Source organism: Ventrimonas sp., assembly GCF_048380235.1.
GTDB lineage: Bacteria > Bacillota > Clostridia > Lachnospirales > Lachnospiraceae > Brotaphodocola.
In genome coordinates, this window is record NZ_DBFCCJ010000006.1 from 1 (window position 1) to 19,997 (window position 19,997).

Below are 19,997 nucleotides of genomic sequence, written 5' to 3' on the forward strand. Positions count from 1 at the left end.
GATGAGCAGTGCCCATACATCGAAGATACGGCCATTCTTGGTTGCATATGCACCAACGATACAGATCATGATGATAACCGGGTACATTCTCTGACGCGGAATGTAGATGATCTTGCTGATCCACTTGATCGGGTAGAACATGCAGATAAACATCAGGATGTTGCAGCATAACAGCGCGATCAAAATGCTGTTCCAGGTTTCCGGATTCTGGGTGATGAACAGCGGTCCTACCTGTACGCCCTGCAGCATAAATGCACTGATCAGGACAGCAGTAGTAGAGTCACCAGGAATACCAAGGCTTAACAGCGGGATCAGCGCACCGCCGGTCAGGCCGTTGTTGGAGGTCTCAGAAGCTACCAGACCCTCTGCCACACCGGTACCTAAGAGTTCCGGATGTTTGGAGAAGTTCTTTGCCTGCGCGTAAGCCAGAATGGAAGCAGCGGAACCGCCCACACCCGGAAGCACACCCATGAAAGTACCGATCAGCGCAGAACGAACCAGGTTCACGCCCTGTCCTTTAAAATCCTTCAGAGAGAATTTGGTGTTGCCGTTCATTTCGCCGTCAACTTTTTCAATCTTGAAGCGCATGCCTTCCTCTGCCTCTTCAAAAATCTGAGCGATCGCAAACAGACCAATCAGAACCGGAAGCAACTGGAAGCCGTCCTGCATTTTGGACTTGAACATAGCCGGAACCATACGGTAAGCGTTATTTACGCTGAACATACCGATCAGGCTGGTCAGTACGCCAAGGAAACCGGCAAATACGCCACGAAGCATCTGGCCCTTGGACAGAGCTGCGATAACCGTCAGCGCAAACAGGATAATAAGGAATTTCTCGACAGCGCTGAATTTCAGGGCTGCGGCACTTAACATCGGAGTGAACAGCCACAGACAGATCAGAGAGATCATACCGCCGATAAAGCTGGACAGGATACCGATTTTCAGGGCTCTTTCGCCCTCGCCGCGTTTTGCCATCGGATAACCATCAAAGGTGGTCGTGATGGAAGACGGAGTTCCCGGAATATTGATCAGAATTGCCGGAACCAGTCCGCCGGAAATACCGCCGACATACAGGCCAAGCAGCAGATACAGCGCCATATTCAGGTCATATGCGTAGGTCATCGGCAGGAATACGGCTACCGCCATGGTAGCAGTCATTCCAGGGATTGCACCGAATATGATACCTGCTACCACGCCAAGCAGTGCGATAAGTACATGAGCAATTGAAATCATAATCATGCTCTCCTTTCCTTAATATATTGTAAAGCCCCAGTTTGGGAACGGTATGGTGCAGATTCCGCTTGGGAGGGTAATATTGAAGATGACACCAAACATCACTGCGATTACTACAGAACTGATCACCGCAATCAGAATACTGATGAGCAGGGATTTTGGTGCAGTTCCTGCATATAACACATTAAACAGGAATACAAAAATGATGCTGGTGATGGTAAAGCCGATCACATTCAGACAGGCAATGTAGCCGATGAACAGGATCAAAGTGCCGAACAGCTTTACATAGTCACAGTTATCCTTGAAGAATTTACCGGGCTTTTTAAAAAACGGCTCGCCCACTTTCACCCGGGCCATGCCCTCTGTAATGATGATCGCTGCCAGAAAGACGATCAGGATTCCGATCACAATCTTCGGCACGATCCAGTGCTGTGTAGAATAAACAATATGGATCATAGTTTCCCCTTTCCGCCCCGCCGGACATTACTCCAGCGGGACCTTCCTTTTCAATGACGTTATATTTACTGGGTCAGGGTATCGAGAGACGGTGCCTTCTCGATCAGTTCTTTACACATATCACGCTTGTTGTAGATGAATTCCTTGGATGCCTCTACGCCAACCTCATCTGCGCTCAGAGCGTTGTAGTACAGCTTCTCCATATCTGCTATAAAAGCAGGATCCTCGGTCACCTTCTGCATAGCTGCCTCATACTCGGCCAGTACATTGGCATCCATGTCTTTCGGGAAGTACATGCAGAAATCCTTTGCAAACTCAAACGGCTTGCCGTTAAAGGTAATGCCATCTTTTGCCATGGAATCGATTGCTACACCCTTCACCTCACCACAGGAACCAAACATGGTCATCTTTAACTGATCTTCAACACCATCCTTTGTGTACTGCTCAAATGCGGAAGTATCACCGTAGATAACATCTGCGTTACGATCCCACAGTCTCTGCAGTTTCTCAGCGGTGGTGCCGCCAACGATTGCTTTGATACGGCCTGCTACGTCATCACCGTAGGTATCTTTTACATACAGATAGTAAGCAACGAATGCCAGATGAGAGGTTGCGCCGGACTCAATGTTAAAGGATACGGTTGCATCCGGGTTGTCCTGCAGGTATTTGGTAATATCACTTAAGTTGTTCCAGCCCTTCTCGGCTGCTGCACCGAAGCATGCGCCCGGGTTCTGGCCGATACGCGGACCAACAGTCATGTTCTCCAGCGCATACTGCTCATCAACAGAACCGAACAGAACGCTTAAGAAAGTCATGTCATGGAACATCATCACAGTCTTGCCGTCACCCTTTGCATTCTGCATCTCATCCAGAGCTGCTGCGTTGCCGATTGCATCAACCTTGCCGTTGAAGCCCATTTCCTTGCTTAAATAACGGGTTACCAGGTCTGCAATCATATAGGAATCACCAGAAGTAGATGTAGAACCAATAACTACACGGACATTCTGTCCTTTTAAGCTGCTGTTTCCGCCGCCAACATTCGCTCCGGCATCTGCTGCAGCCTCAGAGCTGCTTCCACTGTTTCCGCTATCTGCTGCAGGAGCCTCTGTTTTCCCTCCGCAGCCTGCCATGGAAATCACCATAGCTGCAGATGCCGCAACTGCCAATACTTTTTTTAATGTCTTTTTCATCTTTTTCTCCCTTCCTGTTAAGAAAAATTTTAATATCTTCACCTTTCGAAACAACTGTGCTAGAATGAATACACAATTTTTTCGAAAGGAGATATTCACAAATGATTTCAGAAGATCTGAAACTTGTCACACGGTACTACCGCCAGTTCCGGCTGTGTGTACTCGTTATGCTGTTATTTCTGGTTGCCACCCTGGCCGTGATATTTATCAAGCGGCCACTGGTTTTCGCCATGCTGGCCATTGCTGTATTGTTCCACCTGTTTGTACTCCGGCCAAAGCAGAAGGCCTATGCCGATGCGTTTTCAAAAGCGAATCTGCGCCAGACCATTTGCAAAAGGCTCGGCACTGACACCATTCTGGAAAAAGCTCACCAGAACATCAACGAGGAAACCATTGAACAGGCCCGCCTTATGCCGGGCGGCAGTGAAAAATCTGCCCCGCTTTTCCGCTGGGAAGTAAGCGGCACCATCAAAGGAATTCCGGTCACGCTCTGCGACACTACCATTCCCCAGAGCTTCAGGCTGGCTGAAAAAGGCAAACCCCGCGTCCACTTCAACGCCGGTGTCTGGGCTCATATCACACTGCCATCGGACTCCGGAATGCATTTTCGTCTGTTAGACGAAACCTCCGTTCCGACTCCGATCCGTATGGAGTACTTCTCAAAGAGCATTCGCTATGAAAACGCTCCGCTTGAAGATCGTGATCTGAAAACACACTGCGTTCTTTATCGTCCTATGGGAACGGAACAGCAGCCGTCTTACTCCTTCTGCAAGAGCTTAAAGGCTCTCATGAAGTACACTCCAGGTTATGTTGCGGTAAGCGTTCACGGTTCGTCCATGGATGTATTCATCCGCGGACGGTTTCTGACCCGCACACTTCCGCTGACTCAGAAACCAACTCAGCAGCTGTTAGAGTTTGATCCCTTTCCTGAGCTTTCTTACCTGGCTGATCTTGCCAGATCCGTCTTTTAAGACGGGTCTGACAAGATTTCTTAACGGCCATCTTTACGCTTTTTTAATGTCGACAAAGATTTTCTTTGCATCTTTTTAATAATTCTGCACAAATTATTGTCATTTCATCTGGCATATTTTGATTATATTGCATAATTCTCGATAGGTAAAATACATATATTTTAGTTTTCTCTAAATTATTTTTATACTAAATTGTCATTCCTGATTTGACGTGGTATAATACCTCATGGATAGAATTGTTTCTTTACTGATTTACCGTTTTCGGAAATCCCTTCAACATCATGCAGGAGAACACCCTATGGATTTAAAACAGATTGAATATATTTTGAAAATTGCAGAAGAGAATAATATTACTCATGCAGCAGAAAAGCTGTTCATTACTCAGCCTGCATTAAACCAGCAGCTTCTGAAGCTGGAAAAAGAACTGGGCACCCCTTTGTTTCACCGTTCCCGCTCCAACTGGAGGCTGACCGAAGCAGGGGAAATCTATGTACGCAATGCCAAACAGATTCTTCAGATTAAAAAGAATACCTACGAACAAATCCGGGATGTAGCCAACCGGCAAAAGGGCATCCTCTCCATCGGCTTTACTCCCGGGCGCGGTGTTGCCATCTTTGGTAATGTCTACCCAATCTTTCACCACGAATTTCCGGATATCACCGTAGTTCCAGTAGAGAAACGCGTAAAAGAGATGCAGAGCATGATTGCCGGAGACCAGCTGGATGTCGCCTTTATGACCTTAAACGACTACGACCGTACCAAGGACAACTACATCAGTCTTTCCAATGAGGAAATTCTTCTGGGCGTCCCGGATGGGCATCCCATCTGCCAGTCTGCCACTTCCTCCCCCGGCCATCCCTGGCCGATTCTGGATCTGAATCTGCTGAAATACGAGCCATTTGTGCTCATGGACAAAAAGTCCACCATGTGGAGTCTGGTCGAACGCATCTTCCAGGAATCCGGCTTTGAGCCCAATATCCTGTTTGAGACCCAGAACAACAACACGATTTTAACCATGATCCGCGCAAAAATCTGCTGCGGACTCATCCCAGCTTACTACGTACAGGGAGACATATCCGGAATTTCCGTTTTCTCCATGCCGGCCCACCCCTGCTGGCAGATTGCGGCCAGCTATAAAAAAGGGCGCTACTTAAGCCAGGCAGCGCAGCGGTTTATTGAAATCGCAAAAACATTCTACATATGCTAAAAAAGAGACAGGATATGCCGAACACATTTCAACATATCCTGTCTCTTTTCTAGCAATGCTATCAATGATAATCTATCAGCGCATCTGACGCATAGCCTCATGCAGACATGCATAGCTCTCTTCGCTCTTCTCTACATACGGAGAATCGATAAGGTAATCCTCCAGGAGCTTTAAGTTCTCATCGGTACTCTCTACTCCCAGTTCATCAAAGGTCAGCGGCATATCCATGGATTTCATGTAAGCCTTTAACTGCTCCTTCTCCTCGATCAGGTGGTTGTAGTACAGCTGTGCAAACAGACCGACTGCAACAATTTCACCGTGCAGTGCCTTCTTAGCCTCCTGGGTGAAGAAGGTACGGGTTCCATCGTAAATCATGTGTGCCAGGGCAGACTGGCTAAAGCTCTTGGTGATGTTTGCAATCACACCGGTAACTGCGATATTGACAAAAGCAACCTCCTCTAACACCTTGGTTACCTTGTGCTGGCGGTTATCCTCAATTGCCTGCTGGCCATATTTTTCCAGAACCTCATAGGTATTCTCAGCCATTTTGAAAGCCATATACAGATCGTACGGGTTGTCCTCCAGTCTCATGACCGGCTTACCATTCTGGATCTCAATGCGTTTTGCCATAGCATCCAGGATACCGGCTGCATTGTAGCGGATTGGGCACTGTGCGATCACATCCATATCAACCAGTACTGCGTCAATCTCATGCTCATATCTCCAGCAGTTTTTCTTTGCGCCTTCCGGTGTATACATCACACTCATGGTGGTGAACGGTGCGCAGGTAGACATGGAAGTCGGGATATTGACTACACCAAGCCCTGCTGACTCGCCCACAGCCTTTGCAAAGTCCATGATCTTTCCGCCGCCGATGCCGACAACCTCATCACAGCCTGCTGCCAGACACTTATCACCGTATTCCTTTGCTCCTTCGTAGCTGCATGCTCCCTCATAAATCTCAACCACATATTCCAGTCCTGCTTTTTCAAATCCAGGAATCAGGCGTTCTTTGACTGCTGCAAACGCACGCGGACCTGCAACGATATAAGCTTTTTTGCCAAAACGCTTTACTTCCTCACCACACTGCTCCAAGAGGCCCTGCTCCTGGCGGTATCTTCCTGCTCCAAATTTGATTGCGGTATCTAATACGATTTTTTCCATTTTTCTCTACCCCTATCCTGTGTTGTTATGTTGCTTTTTGTTTCTGTAATGATTATAACGTTCTTACTATTATAAGTAAAACTCATAGTTTTTAGAATTCTCTAATTAATTCTTTGTGCTGTTTGCATACAAAAAGGAGACCCTGCTTCTTGCTGGATCTCCCTCTTTCTCATTTCATATTTTCCGGATGTTGAAATGGCTTATTTATCCAGCTTCACCGGAGTAATCACGTTGCCATTCTCATCAAACTCCATGGCCTTCGGCTCGTCCAGTGCTTCCACACCAGGATACTTGCCGTTCCTGACATCTTCATAGTAAGACTCAGAAAGCATGATCTCACCGATGTGAAGACTGTTTGCGATACGCACCATTCTTGCATGCTCGCGGTCGATCTTGTTGCAGGTGCGGACGCAGATCTGCATTGCCTCTTTGTCATTTGCCACGATACATGGAATCCGTGCGGATGCCAGTACAGTGCTGGTGATGCAGTTCGGGTACATCTTTTCTACATCCATCTCATCGAATATCTTCTTCGTGATGGCTGATGCAAGGCCGCAGCCCAGGGCATTGCCATGGGATGCCTCGCTTAAGTTCAGGAAACAGGTACGCTGTACCTTGATACCACCGGTTGCGTACGGAGTGGAGAAGGTTCCAGTGATATTCGGGTCAACGCCGGTACCACTGAAGTTCTTACCGACTTCATCAACAACCAGAACATCTGTCTCTTCTACCAGCAGCTTCGGCATATTGGAAAAAGCGAACTTTAACAGCTCCGGCTCTCTGGTCATGATGTCTTTTGCCAGGATTGCTTCGATCTTGCAGGTTTCATCATAGGCATTCTCGATACAGGGAATTGCAAAAAGAATCTTTGCCTTCTCCAGAACTACCTTCGCCATGGTCGGAATGTTTTTGGAGATAACATCCATACCATCGGTATGTACCAGAGAAGCTCCCTTCTGCTTGCCCAGGCCTACGGTCATCATCTTGCACGGGCCGCTCTCGTATGGACCGCGGAACGCATTGTGCGGTTTTAAACGGCAGGAAACGATGATACCATCTGCCTCATAAGCATTTTTATCCAGATATACCGTTCTTCCGCGCTCAGAAACGCCCAGCTCTACGACTTCCATGGAAGACTTAATCGGGCAGCCCATAGTTTCCGGAGTGATGTTGTAGCCGGCCAGAATCTCCAGCTGACCCTCAGCAGTCGCTCCGCCATGGCTTCCCATAGCCGGTACGATGAACGGATGCGCACCCTTGGCCTTTACAAAATCTACAATCGCTTTGGTAATGATGTCAACATTGCGAATTCCGCGGCTTCCTGCAGTAATCGCAATCTCCATGCCCGGTTTGATGAGGGAAGAAAACTGCTCCTGTCCCATCTCACGATTTACCACCTCCGGAATGTCCTCCGGTCGTATCATCTCTCTTGGGAATGTCTGTCTTGCATGGAACATTTTCGGAATGCTCACATCATGTAATAACTCTGAAACTTTTCCGTTTGACTGAATTTCTTTCATCGCAACCTCCTGATTTATATAAAAAACATGGTCTGTTTCTATGCCTTACCGGCCACAAAAGAACGTCAGCAGTTCTTGTTCTTTCTTCTGATAATCTCATCATATCAGCCCAACATATGAAAGTAAATTTAAACCTTTTTTTGTTTTATTTAGTTTTTCTAAATATAAATCTTGCCGGTTCTGTTTTTACCGATTATACTGATTCTATACTTTCCATAAAGTCTCTGACCAAGAAAGGAGCTGTATCTCATATGAACCTCAAAGAAATTGAATATATCGTCACCATTGCCGAAGAGCAGAAGCTGAACCGTGCTGCTGAAAAACTTTTTGTCACCCCATCTGCCCTGACCCAGCAGGTAGCCAATCTGGAACGCGAGATCGGGGCTCCGCTCTTCTACCGCTCCCGAAACGGCTGGACTCCCACCGAAGCCGGAAACATATACCTGACCTCAGCCCGGGAGATTCTGCAAATCCGCTCCGAAACAGATAAGCGCCTCCAGGATCTGGTAAATGCCCGGCGCGGCACCCTCACAGTCGGCATTACTTCCGAGCACGGAAGTTCCATGTTCACCCAAATCTATCCGCTGTTCCATCAGGATTATCCGGAAGTAACCATTAACATTTACGAAAATAATGTGCGTGACCAGCAGCAGATGCTGCGAAACGGTGAACTGGATCTGGCCTTCCTTACATTATCCGAGGAGCAGCGCACCGATGATATTTACACCCTGTTAGCAAAAGAAGAACTGCTTCTGGCTATTCCAGCCGGACATCCGGCCTGCCAGTATGCCCGGAAAACCGAAAAGAGCCGCTATGCAGAGCTGGATATCTCTATTCTGCATAACGACCCTTTTGCCATGATGTACAAACAGTCTACCATGTTCCGTATGCTGGCTGAGCATTTTGAAAGCTGCGGATTTTCTCCCAGAACCCTGTTCTATACCCAGCGTTCTGTCAATGCCCTGGAAATGGTCTCCGCCAACATCTGCTGTACCGTAGTTCCTGCATTTTTCGCTGCAGGTGCCCACCGCAGCACCTTTGACAATGTAGCATTCTTCTCCATGCCGCCACATCCGGTATGGGATATCACTGTCAGCTGCAAACGTGGCAGTTACCTGACAGATGCCGCCCATGCCTTTATCAAGCTGGCGAAGGATTACTGGGGAACTCTGAAACTGCGTTAGGCCTGCGCGCCTCTGCCAGTTCTCTGCGCATGTATTTGTCCATCGCATCGGCTACCATCTTGGCATAGGCTGCTGCCTGCACCACGGTCTTGGCTCCCAGCATCACATCTCCGGCCGCAAAAATCCCCAGATGGGTGGTCTCACCAAAGCTATTGGTCACCAGAAGGCCGTTTTCAGAAGCCTTCAGGCCATCGGTAGTGTTGACCAGCTTGCTCTTCGGACCCTAGCTGATGGAAATGATCACCCTATCTGCCTGAACCTGCACCGGAGTCGGATCCATTCCGGTCTGATTGCCATCCTCATCAAAGAGAATCTTCTTAAATACCGGGCCGTCATCATTGATTTCCACCGGCTGCCAGACGAAAGCCAGCTCCGCGCCATCCAGCTTTGCGTAGGCAGTTTCTCATGATCACTCGCCTGGCTGGTCAGGCCTCTCGCGTACAGTGTCACATGGCGGCTGCCCTTGCGCAGGGCAGTTCTTGCCACATCCATAGCTGAGTTACCCATGCCAATGATGGTGTTCGGACGGATCTTAATGCCAATCTCGCGAAGTTTCAGTTTATAGCGCTCCAGAATAGACTTCGGCAGGCTGAAGGCAGGAATGCCATACTGCAGCACGCCGCCGATCTTATCTCTGGAATCAAAGATGGTCACGCCATAGCCCTTCTTCGCCAGTAAGATGGCAATGGTAATTCCCGCAGGACCCGCACCGATGACAGCCACCTTCTTGCCGTTCTTTGGCTGGCACGGAATCTGCATTTTATCAAAATAGGTATCGGAAACATAGTTCTCAATGCTGCTGATATGCACCGGTTCACCCTTGCGGTCCAGCACACAGTGACCCTCACACTGATTCTCATGGTTGCAGACCAGAGAACAGATCATGGACATAGGATTATTCTCAAACAGCATCTCTCCGGCTTCATTTAAATTTTCTTTCTTAAATGCCTTGATCATCATAGGGATCGGGGTATGGATCGGACAAGCCTGCATACACATCGGTTTCTTGCAATTCAGACAACGGTTCGCTTCATTAATTACATGTACTGCCATAACTTATCTCTCCCTTTTCTTTCCGATCAGTTGCAACGCAGCCGGTCTTCTCATTCTATACACAATGTTTTCTCAACTTCGTCCTTATTTTACACCCGCTGTATTCTGTATATAAGTCAAGTTGAAAAGGCGTCTAGTATTTTTGAATTTCGTACAATGTGCAGAATCCCTATGCCGGCAGTGCACACAAAAATGGCCTGAAACCGTCAGTTTCAGGCCATTTATTGCTTTAAGGAGAGATTATTTTAGGTTGTTAATTAACGAACAGATTTTTCAGGCTTTACTGAATCCACTGACCATCGGCACCAACCTGGTAGCCATCCGGAGTTGTGGTATTCACATACAGCTTGCCCTGTCCATTTCCTGCTACTGTCTCAAAGTAGTAGTACTTGCCATCAATCAGCTGCCATCCTGTATACATTGCTCCAAACTGACCATCATGAGCACTGTGGAGATAATATCTTGCTCCATCACTATCGGTGAACCAGCCACCCTGGCAGTATCCATTCTCATCGAAATGATACCAGTGATCCTGTCCATTCCAGGTTACCTTTGCCCAGGAAGACTTCACAAAACTTCCATCCGGTCTGACCAGTTTCCAGCCATTTGCGTCTGTGTTCCAGGTCCCAGCCTGACCAGAAGTGCTGCTTGCTGTACTTCTTCCAGAAGAACTATGTTCTCTGTTGCTGCTTGCCTGATAGGTCTTTGCCAGCAGATTTAAGGTAATCACAACGTCTTTTTCCACTGTATTTCCAAAAGCATCAGCGCCACTGAACTTTACAGTCAGTTTGCATAAGCCATTGGTTCCTGCTGTATTTGCTGCTGTTCCAGCTATCGGCGCAGTATACTCAGCATCGGTAATCTGAGCCTGTACTGTTGTGTTGTTTGCTGCATTGTACGCATCCAGCTGCGCTTTGATCAGGGTCTCTGCATAAGCCTTTACACTGTCTTCGCTGGTGCTGATACCTGCCTCTACCTGCTGTCCGTTTACTGCGTTCTTCACAGTTCTTGCTGCGGTATCTGCAACTGTCTCACTGCCAACCTCTACAAAGGTCTTCATGATATCATCTTCATCATTGATGATATCGCCAGTCTTTTTCAGATTTACAATATAGCTCTTTCCAGCTTCCAGGGAATCTGCGAGTGCTTCTGCCTGCTCTTTTGTCATGGCACCGGTACGGATGATCTCGCACCATCCATCACCACGAAGAGAATCTACTGGACCGCTTACCAGTTCAATGCCCTCATTCGGACCTTCATTGCTGTAAACGTTTCCATCGTAATTATCTTTTACATGAGCGGCAATCTGCACATACCACTTATCCGGGTCGTATACATAGCCATCTTTCGCAAACGCAAATCCTTTTACTACATCCCAGTTACTCTTTGCAAGACCAGTTGTAGCAGAAATAGTATCAATTTCTCCCTCCGGAACAACGCCCTTATTCAGGAATACATCGTAACCATGCATAACAAGAATATCTGCCTGATCACTGATCTCAATTTCAGTCTCACCGCCATTGTGCTTGTACGGACCTGCATCTTCCAGCGTATTGTTCTTCAGATTGGTACTGGTAATATCGGTCTTAATCTCAATACCATCATAGTTATAATACGGACTGCTGTTGCCATTGGCCTCATAATCTTTCATATACTGCTGCGTATAATCACTGTAAAGCATTGCGGAAGCTCTCTTCTCACAGAAGTTGATAATTTCTTCTCTTCCCTCTCTCATGAAATGAAGAAACGGATAATTGGTGCCTTTCTTCTCATTGTACTGCTTCATAACCTCGGCAGTCTCGGTATACGGATACTGGTTGGTATGCTGAGCCAGGTTGTAGACACCATCTGCCTTTCTGCCTTCCTCACCCGGAACATCCAGGTTGCTGAATACACTCTCAATGTAACGGAGAGAACTTACAAAAGCGGTTCTTCTAAATCCTGCCTTCTTAGCACTATCCAAACCATTAATGCCATATCCGCCCATGTAAGCAAACATGATATGATCTCCTGGTTCATAATCACTGTAAGTGCGGACATAACCCTCGGAGTCTGCTGCGGAATTTTCCGGCTCATACTCATAAGTCAATTTTGCGTCTTCCATCGGCTCCTGCACTTCAACATCAAAGACAGCAGAACCACAGCCCTGAGAATGACCAGGTGTCAGCGTTACCATCATGGAAAGGCCGTCACCTAGCTCATTCCACTCATCATTTGGATACCAGTTTGTAATAATAGATCTTACCGGCTGGTCCGTATAGATTCCGCCAATCTCCGGAAATCCATGAATATCAAAACCGATGGTATCCTCGTAGCTCTCATAGACAATCGGACTTCTGGAATTATCTTCATTGCCTTTGGAACGTACCACTGTCTCCCACTCATCATAAAGAGAACCATAATGATCACCATGACCATGCGGCACTAAAAGCATATCCAGCTCACGCGGATCGTTTCCGGTGATCTGAATATTTCTCATATACTGGTATGCCTCCCGCGGCCAACCGGTATCGAACTGGACCAGGAAATCTCCGCCGTTCTCATCCTCGCCACCTTTAAAAATCGGACAGTTATCTTCAATATCACCAATGGTCCACATTTTGTCTTTTACCACTTCGATCGGACTCGCAGCAACCAGATATGGCGCATTGGTCGGTTTCGGGCTTCCCTGCTTCGTAGTTGAAAAATCACTAGTGATACGGACAATTTCCGGCTCTTTTCCTACAAACTTGGCAAGATTCTTATCGTCACACTCTTCGTACTCATAAATCTCTACAACCTTGGCATCACCAGTATTTTCATTAAAATGCTCATAATCCTGGTCAAAAACTACTACAACCTGTTTCCGTTTAGCAGATGGGGTATTATAAATGGTTCCATCGTCATTCAATTCCGAAGCCTCTAACTCGCCTTCCTGATCAACCGGAGCAAAACCATTCTCATCTTCTGTGATATCATCCTCGAGGTCTGCGTCTTCCATGCCTTTCTCTTCGTCATCATCTTTCTCTGCATCGGATGCCGTTGCTTTCGAAGCATCAGACGGAGTTGCCTTGCTGGCATCAGACGGAGTTGCCTTGCTGGCATCTGACGGGGTTGCCTTGTTGGCATCTGACGGAGTTGCCTTATTCTCGTCATCATCAGAATCTTCTGCTTTGTCAGACTCAACCGTCTCTCCATTAAAACTAATCTTGGTTGCTGAGAAATCACCCTTATTGCTAATGCGGTACACTTTTACATCATCTGCAACCTGATAGGTTTCGTTAAATACATCTGTGGTACGGTTACCATCACCTACCGTAATAGTCCGGCCATTTCCGTCTTTTTCAAACAGCCAGCCCATCGCAACCATCTGTCCGGACGTACCCGTCAGTGCACCGGTGGTTCCGGTACCGCCTCCATAAATATCATCGTAATCTGCGCCTTTGTTGGATACAGTACTTCCAATTGCAGTCAAATCTCCGCCATACTTTGCAGTATCAAAATTCAGGCCACTCTGAAGTACTCTTCGCATATCGATGACTTCGCCGCCTTCATTCAGACAAATCTCAACAAAACTTCCTTTCGTACATCTTGCCACAATACTTCCTGCCTGAGAAGCCCCCGTCATGTCATTAGAGCTACCATACTTGACTGCTGTGGTATACTCCACTTCCTTTGTCCGGCCTGCCGGCATGATTTTAATGCTGACAGAATGATCACCATTCTCCTTTGCATTTTCTGTTGCCCATCCATACACAGTTTTTGCAACAACCATGTCATCCGCCAATTGCGTCTCGCTACCAATCTCAACTGCTGCAACAGTTGGAATTGGCGGCACTGAAGCCAGTGTACCAATCGCCATCGATGCACTGAGTGCTACCGATAATGCTTTTTTCATTTTCCGCTTACTCATACTGTCCTCCTCCGAAAATTGATACTTTCAGTTTAGGCAGTTTCATGACAAAAAGCAAATTACAAACCGTTATTCATTCATCACAAATTCTTATGGCTTAGTTTTTCTAATAACGCTCTTAGAAAACAAGATCGACAATCATCTTTCTTTTTTGTTAGTATATAGTAGATATATTATGCTCTGTTGTCATTTAAGGAGGATGAATATGGAATTCAATCAATTAGAATATGTCATAGAAGTCGCAGACACCGGGAGTTTCTCCAAAGCCGCTGAAAATCTTTTTTATTCTCAGCCTGCACTTACCCAACAGATCATCAAGTTGGAAAAAGAATTAGGCATTCAGCTGTTTCACCGGGCACACGGAAGCGTGTCACTGACAGAAGCAGGGATCAATTTTGTTAAATACGCTCACACCATTCTGCTGAATAAAAATGATGCATTATCTGCAATGAATGACTTTGCACAAAACCAGACCGGTTCCATCACAGTACTTCTTCCCACGGAACGGGGGGACAAAATAATATCGGAATTCTTTCCGAAATTTCACAAAAAATTCCCCGGTATTGTCATGAACGCTATTCAGACCAGTGTGCACCGACAGTTAAACCGGATTAGCCGCGGAGCTGCCGATCTCGGCTTTGTCCTACTTCCGGATACTTCCGAACTTGGCGGAATCGACTACCATATTTTAACAAAAGAACCATTCCTGTTTGCTGTATCCAGAAATAATCCTCTTTCCCGTGGTGCCGCAGATATGGCTACTCCTACCGAGGATCTGCCAGTTTGCACGCTCGATCAGCTTTCACAGGCAGAATATGCCCTTACGCAGCCATTTACATCCTCCAATACAATGGTTATGGGGTTTTTCACAGCATTAGAAATCAAACCTGATATTCTTCTGTACTCTAACACCCATGTCTCCACGTTGGAATTCATTAAAAGCAATATTGTCTGTAGTATCCTGCCATCCTGGTACCGCTCCTACGATGAAAAAATTGCATATTTCCGGCTCCCCAAAAATTTGAACTGGTCCATGTACGCAATTTGGAAAAAGGGACATTATCGTACCAATGCATCATTTCTGACGGAAAATCTGATTGCTGATTACTTAGGCAGACATTGACAAAGCTCCATGAAAGCCTGCAGGCAGCATTTGCTTTCATGGAGCTTTGTCATATCATATTCTGATTTCCTCCGTTGCCATCACAACCCTGCATTTCTTCCGGTTGCATGCAATTCCGTATTTCAGGATCTTATGGATCCCATCCTGCCGGAGGGATTCTTCATACTGCTTGTCAATGATCTGCCTCAGTGCCTTCTGACATTCTTTTTCTTCGCATCCCTGTTCCGCATACTTCACTTCGATTACAATTCCGAGATCGGCATCATCAATTCGAATGGAAATATCACTGAATCCATCTCCTGACTCCTGATTTGAGCGGACAGACCAGCCGCCTTTGAAGCTCAGGATTCCCAGCAGAATTCCATGATAAAAGTTTTCCTTTGCCGGTTTCCGCACAAAGGTATCACGGACACTGATGGTTTTCTTCAGATACTCTGTCAAGACAGCTTCCACGGTTTCCGGATTTCCGCAGAGCAGCGCATTGCAGAACTTATTTACCATTCCGCCATCCTGCTCCACGCTTTCCTGAAACAGCTTCAGCACCTGACGGATCATGATTTCACGGACTTCACGGTTGGGAATAGCCAGATTATAACGGTTTCCATCCGACTTTCCACGCTGGGTCAGGTATCCGGTCATAAACAGAGTGCTCCACAGATTGTCCATAGAAGAATACAGATCCTGATAGGTCAGTTCCTGGTTAATTTCCTTCTGGACCGTATCTCCACTGATCAGACTTTCCAGCTCCAGCTTCGTCAGCTTCTTTTCCGTTCCCATTTCCTCAATGAAATGCCGCAGGATCGTATTTCCACTGGTATTGATCCAGTAATTCTGCGGTGGAAGATCCGGTTCCAGCCGATGATCGCCGCAGTAATTGATCACATCCCACGGACAATAAACCTCTGTATTTCCGAACTGATAACCATCATACCATGACTTCACGGTTTCATAATGCTCATCCAGATTATAATAATGAAGCATTGCCACTACTTCTTTATCCGTAAAACCGAAAAACTCATCAAAGGTCGGATTGGTAAACGGATATACTTTAAAATTGTTCAGACCGGTAAAAATACTTTCCTTCGCAATCCGCAGACACCCGGTGAGAACTGCAAATTTGAGGTTTTCATTGGTTTTCAGTGCATTTCCCATAAGTCCGCGGATCAAAGATACCATCTCATCGTAATAACCATTCTGAAAAGCCTTGTCAAGCGGTACATCATATTCGTCTACCAGAAGAATGACCGGAATTCCATAATGCTTCTTTAACAGTGCGGACAGAAGTTTTAAGCTTGCTGTCAGAAGATCTTCCGACATTGCATACATGTCATTCCCAGCCTGACCGATTTCAATCAGTTTTTCATAAATCTGCTTTTCTTCCAGCGTCAGCTGCTCACTCTGCTTCAGAAAGGAAAAGCGCATTGCCTCATTTCCAATAATGATCTTAAGTGCAGCCCGGGCTGCCTCAAACGTGCTTCCGTCTACACCCTTTAAGCTGACAGAAATAACCGGATATTTTCCCATGTACTGCTCACACAGATCCATCTTTCCGGCAATATTCAGTCCTTCAAACAAAATCCGGTCACAGCCAAGCTCAAAAAAGCTCTGCAGCATGCTCATGTTCAGCGACTTGCCAAATCTCCTTGGGCGCGGAAACAGATTCACGGCACTGCCAAGATCCAGAAGCTGGGCGATCAGCCCGGTTTTATCAACATAGTAATAATTCTCCCGCCGGATCTGTTTAAAGCTTTCCAGTCCAACTGGAAGTTTCATCTTCCCTGCCATAGCTGCCTCCAATCCTGCTTTTTAGTCTTTATACTCATTATATCATCGGTTCCCAGGTCCCACAAGCACCGAAAGGAGCCGCAAAAGCGGCTCCTTTCGACAAAGCTTTCTCTTCTGTTATTCTGCTTCCACCGTTCTGGTCACAATGACATTGCTTCCCAGTCCCAGCACATTTTCTATCACGACCTCGCCTTCATGAACCGGCGCGGTGCGTTTCACTTTCCGGATCTCATTCATAACGTCAAAGATCTTAGCCTTCGGGATCGGCGCGCTTAAGCGGACGCTGGCCAGCGGCATCTCACCGCCCTCCACCAGAATGGAGGTTGCGATGTTCCGCATCGGATTTACCAGTTCCTGCTCTACATATTCATGGCCGCGTTTGCACTTGTTTCCAGTGATGGAATACGGCGCTTCGCTGCCCTCCGCGGTAATCTCACAGCCCTGAGGGCACATAATACAGGTAAAGGTTCTTAACATACCACTCTCACCTCCAGGTTATCCTTCTCATTCAGTTCTTCCGGCTTTAAGGCGATCTGGATCATCTCTGCCGGGAGAGCCTTCGGAAACTTCTTCTGTTTTACCAGATGGTCACCCTGCCACAGCTCTACGGTGCAGTTTCTCACCGGTTTTCTCATACGGAAGGACACCGTTACATTTCCGGTACCGCTGAAGCGGGCCGGGGTAAGCTGTCCTACCATACTGTCTCCCGTAATGGCAAGGCCGCAATCCGGAAGTGCTCCCTCTTTGATGTAGCGGGCTGCTCCGTCTGCCAGCTCCTCTGCCTCCATGGAAACAAAGTCTACCAGATCATGTACGTGAAGCACGTTTCCTGCCGCGAATACGCCTGGAACAGTGGTCTGGAAGTTTTCATCTACGGACGCACCCTTGGTTCCATCATCCTGCTTCGCGCCTGCCATCCAGGTCAGCTCGTTTTCCGGAATCAGTCCGACGGAAAGGATCAGGGTGTCACACGGATACTCTTTTTCGGTTCCCGGGATTGGCTGCAGCTTGTCATCTACTTCGGAGATCACAACGCTCTCCAGGCGGTCCACGCCGCGGATCTCGGTTACGGAATGGCTTAAATGCAGTGGAATCTGATAATCATTTAAGCACTGTTCAATATTTCGCGGCAGTCCGCTGGCATATGGCTGAATCTCAAACACGCCCAGTACCTTCGCCCCCTCCAGGGTCATACGTCTTGCCATGATCATGCCGATATCACCGGATCCAAGGATCACGACATTCTTTCCCGGCATGCGGTTCTTTAAATTGATATAAGCCTGAGCCACACCGGCAGTGTACACACCGGCCGGCCGGGTTCCCGGAGTGCTGATGGCTCCGCGGGTGCGCTCCCGGCAGCCCATAGCCAGGATCACAGCCTTTGCCTGGATCTCTAACAGTCCCTCCGGGGATGCCGCAAACACCTGCTTATCCGGTGTCAGCTCCAGCACGGTGGTATCAGTCATATACGGAATGCCCAGCTCTTTCACCTGCTTTGCGAAGCGGGATGCATACTCCGGTCCGCTTAAGGTCTCGCCAAAACGGGTCAGGCCAAAACCATCATGGATGCACTGGCGCAGGATTCCGCCCAGTCCCTTTTCTCTCTCCAGGATCAGAATATCATGAATGCCCTTTTTCCAGAGCTCCAGCGCAGCCGCCAGTCCGGCCGGGCCGCCGCCAATAATTACAACATCTACATTTTTCATTTTACGTCCCTGACCTTTCCTGTGAAAATATAAGAATCCCGTTTGGAGTACCGAACCTCTTCCGGTGCAAGGTGCTTCTCCTGCTCGATCATCTCGGTGATACGGGTTTCGCAGTAGCCGCCCTGGCAGCGCCCCATGGTGGCGCGGGTACGGTTCTTGATGCCGGTCACGGTGCAGACGCCCAGCGGATTGCGGATCGCATCCAGGATCTCGGCCTTAGTCACGGTCTCGCAGCGGCATACCACCTCACCGTACAGCGGATTTTCTTTGATGGCCGCCATCTGCTCCTCATGGCTCATCTCATGGAAGCGTTTCTTTACCGGACGCACCGGATCAAAGCCTTCATTTTTCTGCGGCTGTTCCTCTTTCACTAATAATGCCACAGCACGGCGTGCCAGCGGCAGGGCGCAGGTCACACCCGGAGACTCAATGCCGACCAAGTTTACAGTATGCGGATGCGCTCCATCGGACTCTAACAGGAAATCCAGGATTTCTCCGGTTTCCGGATTATAGCGTTTCCAGCGGATGCCTGCAAAATTCCGGATAAAGTACTCACGCTTCATCTGCTTGAACATCTTGCTGCCATCGCGGAACAGACCGTCCATATGCTCCTTGGTTACAATGTAATCCTCGCGGTCTTCAGTTACATAGGAATCCGGTCCTACCAGAACATTGCCGTCCACAGTCGGGGTTGCGTGGGTGGAGAAGCCGCCCTTATCATTCGGAGCCGGGTAAACAGGGATGGAAAGGAATTTTCCAGCCTTTTTATCCAGTACATAGTACTCACCCTTAAAGCCCTTTACCGGGTAGTTCGGGTAGCCAAGCATCTCGGAAATCTCCGATGCATACATACCGGCACAGTTGATGACCCATTTTGTCTCAAAAGTATCCTGCTCCGTCTTTACTGCCCAGACATCCTTCGTCTCGTCCCGGGTAATGCCGGTCACCTTCTGTCCAAAGTGGAATCTGACGCCATTCTGACAGGCATTCTCTGCAAGACCGATGGTGTACTGCATCGGATCCAGAATGCCGGAGGAGGGCACATACATGGCAAACTCACCGCCTGCATTCGGGTCAATGCGGTTGATCTCATCTTTGTCGATCATGCGCATGCCCTGGACACCGTTCTGCTCGCCAATGGCCTTGTATTTTAAAATGTTTTCCCGGTCATGGTCGGTAAAACCAACTACCAGCTTTCCGGTACGCTTAAACGGCACGCCAAGCTCCTTTGCCACCTGGTCAAACTCCTGGTTTCCCTCTACGGCGCACTCTGCCTTTAAGCTTCCCGGCTTATAAGTAAATCCGGCGTGGAGCATGCCGGTATTGCGGCTGCTGTTTCCGCACGCCACATCCAGCTCCTTCTCCAGCACCGCAGTCTTCAACTGGTAACGGGATAATTCCCGCGCCACGGCCGATCCGACAACGCCGGCGCCGATCACGATCACATCATAGGACATCATTTTGATCCATCCTCCTCATTTCTCCTGTGAAACTTGTCTTATTGATAATCACA

General features: G+C 47.8%; 14 protein-coding genes and 1 pseudogene. 4 read left to right on the top strand and 11 right to left on the bottom strand.

Annotation, left to right across the window (positions count from 1 at the left end):
- From ACMP1L_RS00420 to ACMP1L_RS00430, 3 genes are all read right to left on the bottom strand, one after another.
- The coding region (locus tag ACMP1L_RS00420) for a tripartite tricarboxylate transporter permease (protein WP_418451593.1) at window positions 1-1,233 on the bottom strand (1,233 nt) is incomplete at its 3' end.
- An 18-nt stretch (window positions 1,234-1,251) separates the two neighbouring features.
- A complete protein-coding gene (locus ACMP1L_RS00425; protein ID WP_418451595.1) occupies window positions 1,252-1,689 on the bottom strand; it encodes a tripartite tricarboxylate transporter TctB family protein in 438 nt (145 codons plus the stop codon).
- A gap of 65 nt (window positions 1,690-1,754) precedes the next feature.
- On the bottom strand, window positions 1,755-2,879 hold the full coding sequence (locus ACMP1L_RS00430) for a type 2 periplasmic-binding domain-containing protein (protein WP_418451597.1): 1,125 nt from the start codon (window positions 2,877-2,879) through the stop codon (window positions 1,755-1,757).
- Window positions 2,880-2,980: 101 nt separating this feature from the next.
- Between ACMP1L_RS00430 and ACMP1L_RS00435 the strand changes: the two genes are divergently transcribed.
- Together ACMP1L_RS00435 and ACMP1L_RS00440 are read left to right on the top strand one after the other, a co-directional pair.
- The gene (locus tag ACMP1L_RS00435; protein WP_418451599.1) at window positions 2,981-3,850 is read left to right on the top strand and encodes a hypothetical protein; all 870 of its coding nucleotides are present in this window, start codon (window positions 2,981-2,983) and stop codon (window positions 3,848-3,850) included.
- A gap of 298 nt (window positions 3,851-4,148) precedes the next feature.
- Window positions 4,149-5,057, top strand: a complete 909-nt coding sequence (locus ACMP1L_RS00440) for a LysR family transcriptional regulator (protein WP_418451600.1) — start codon at window positions 4,149-4,151, stop codon at window positions 5,055-5,057.
- 75 nt (window positions 5,058-5,132) lie between these two features.
- Here the strand turns inward: ACMP1L_RS00440 and ACMP1L_RS00445 are convergent, their stop codons facing one another.
- Window positions 5,133-6,221 carry an iron-containing alcohol dehydrogenase family protein gene (locus ACMP1L_RS00445; protein WP_418451601.1) on the bottom strand — a complete coding sequence of 363 codons (1,089 nt, stop codon included), beginning with the start codon at window positions 6,219-6,221 and terminating at the stop codon, window positions 5,133-5,135.
- A gap of 200 nt (window positions 6,222-6,421) precedes the next feature.
- Window positions 6,422-7,741 carry a nickel pincer cofactor-dependent isomerase, group 22 gene (locus ACMP1L_RS00450; RefSeq protein ID WP_418451602.1) on the bottom strand — a complete coding sequence of 440 codons (1,320 nt, stop codon included), beginning with the start codon at window positions 7,739-7,741 and terminating at the stop codon, window positions 6,422-6,424.
- Between the two features lie 251 nt (window positions 7,742-7,992).
- On the opposite strand from ACMP1L_RS00450, the gene ACMP1L_RS00455 reads away from it, so the two are divergent.
- The gene (locus tag ACMP1L_RS00455) at window positions 7,993-8,925 is read left to right on the top strand and encodes a LysR family transcriptional regulator (protein WP_418451604.1); all 933 of its coding nucleotides are present in this window, start codon (window positions 7,993-7,995) and stop codon (window positions 8,923-8,925) included.
- On the opposite strand, the pseudogene ACMP1L_RS00465 reads toward ACMP1L_RS00455, so the two are convergent.
- Window positions 8,882-9,978 (bottom strand): annotated as a pseudogene (locus tag ACMP1L_RS00465) (FAD-dependent oxidoreductase). The gene ACMP1L_RS00455 and the pseudogene ACMP1L_RS00465 overlap by 44 nt on opposite strands.
- Before the next feature lie 280 nt (window positions 9,979-10,258).
- The gene (locus tag ACMP1L_RS00470) at window positions 10,259-13,870 is read right to left on the bottom strand and encodes an MBL fold metallo-hydrolase (RefSeq protein WP_418451610.1); all 3,612 of its coding nucleotides are present in this window, start codon (window positions 13,868-13,870) and stop codon (window positions 10,259-10,261) included.
- 205 nt (window positions 13,871-14,075) lie between these two features.
- Here ACMP1L_RS00470 and ACMP1L_RS00475 point away from each other — a divergent pair, with 205 nt between their 5' ends.
- The gene (locus ACMP1L_RS00475) at window positions 14,076-14,993 is read left to right on the top strand and encodes a LysR family transcriptional regulator (RefSeq protein WP_418451612.1); all 918 of its coding nucleotides are present in this window, start codon (window positions 14,076-14,078) and stop codon (window positions 14,991-14,993) included.
- Between the two features lie 54 nt (window positions 14,994-15,047).
- Here ACMP1L_RS00475 and ACMP1L_RS00480 read toward each other — a convergent pair whose 3' ends face one another.
- The 4 genes from ACMP1L_RS00480 to ACMP1L_RS00495 all read right to left on the bottom strand — a co-directional run bounded on the left by ACMP1L_RS00480 (window position 15,048) and on the right by ACMP1L_RS00495 (window position 19,944).
- Window positions 15,048-16,778: an AAA family ATPase gene (locus tag ACMP1L_RS00480; RefSeq protein ID WP_418451614.1), complete on the bottom strand. Its 1,731-nt coding sequence runs from the start codon at window positions 16,776-16,778 to the stop codon at window positions 15,048-15,050.
- A gap of 117 nt (window positions 16,779-16,895) precedes the next feature.
- Complete coding sequence (locus ACMP1L_RS00485) at window positions 16,896-17,255, bottom strand: DUF1667 domain-containing protein (protein WP_118531625.1); 360 nt, start codon at window positions 17,253-17,255, stop codon at window positions 16,896-16,898.
- Entirely contained in the window at window positions 17,249-18,484 is a 1,236-nt protein-coding gene (locus ACMP1L_RS00490; protein WP_418451615.1) for an NAD(P)/FAD-dependent oxidoreductase, read from the bottom strand. Before ACMP1L_RS00490 ends, ACMP1L_RS00485 begins: the two co-directional genes overlap by 7 nt.
- Complete coding sequence (locus ACMP1L_RS00495; protein ID WP_418451616.1) at window positions 18,481-19,944, bottom strand: NAD(P)/FAD-dependent oxidoreductase; 1,464 nt, start codon at window positions 19,942-19,944, stop codon at window positions 18,481-18,483. Before ACMP1L_RS00495 ends, ACMP1L_RS00490 begins: the two co-directional genes overlap by 4 nt.
- Window positions 19,945-19,997: the final 53 nt, after the last annotated feature.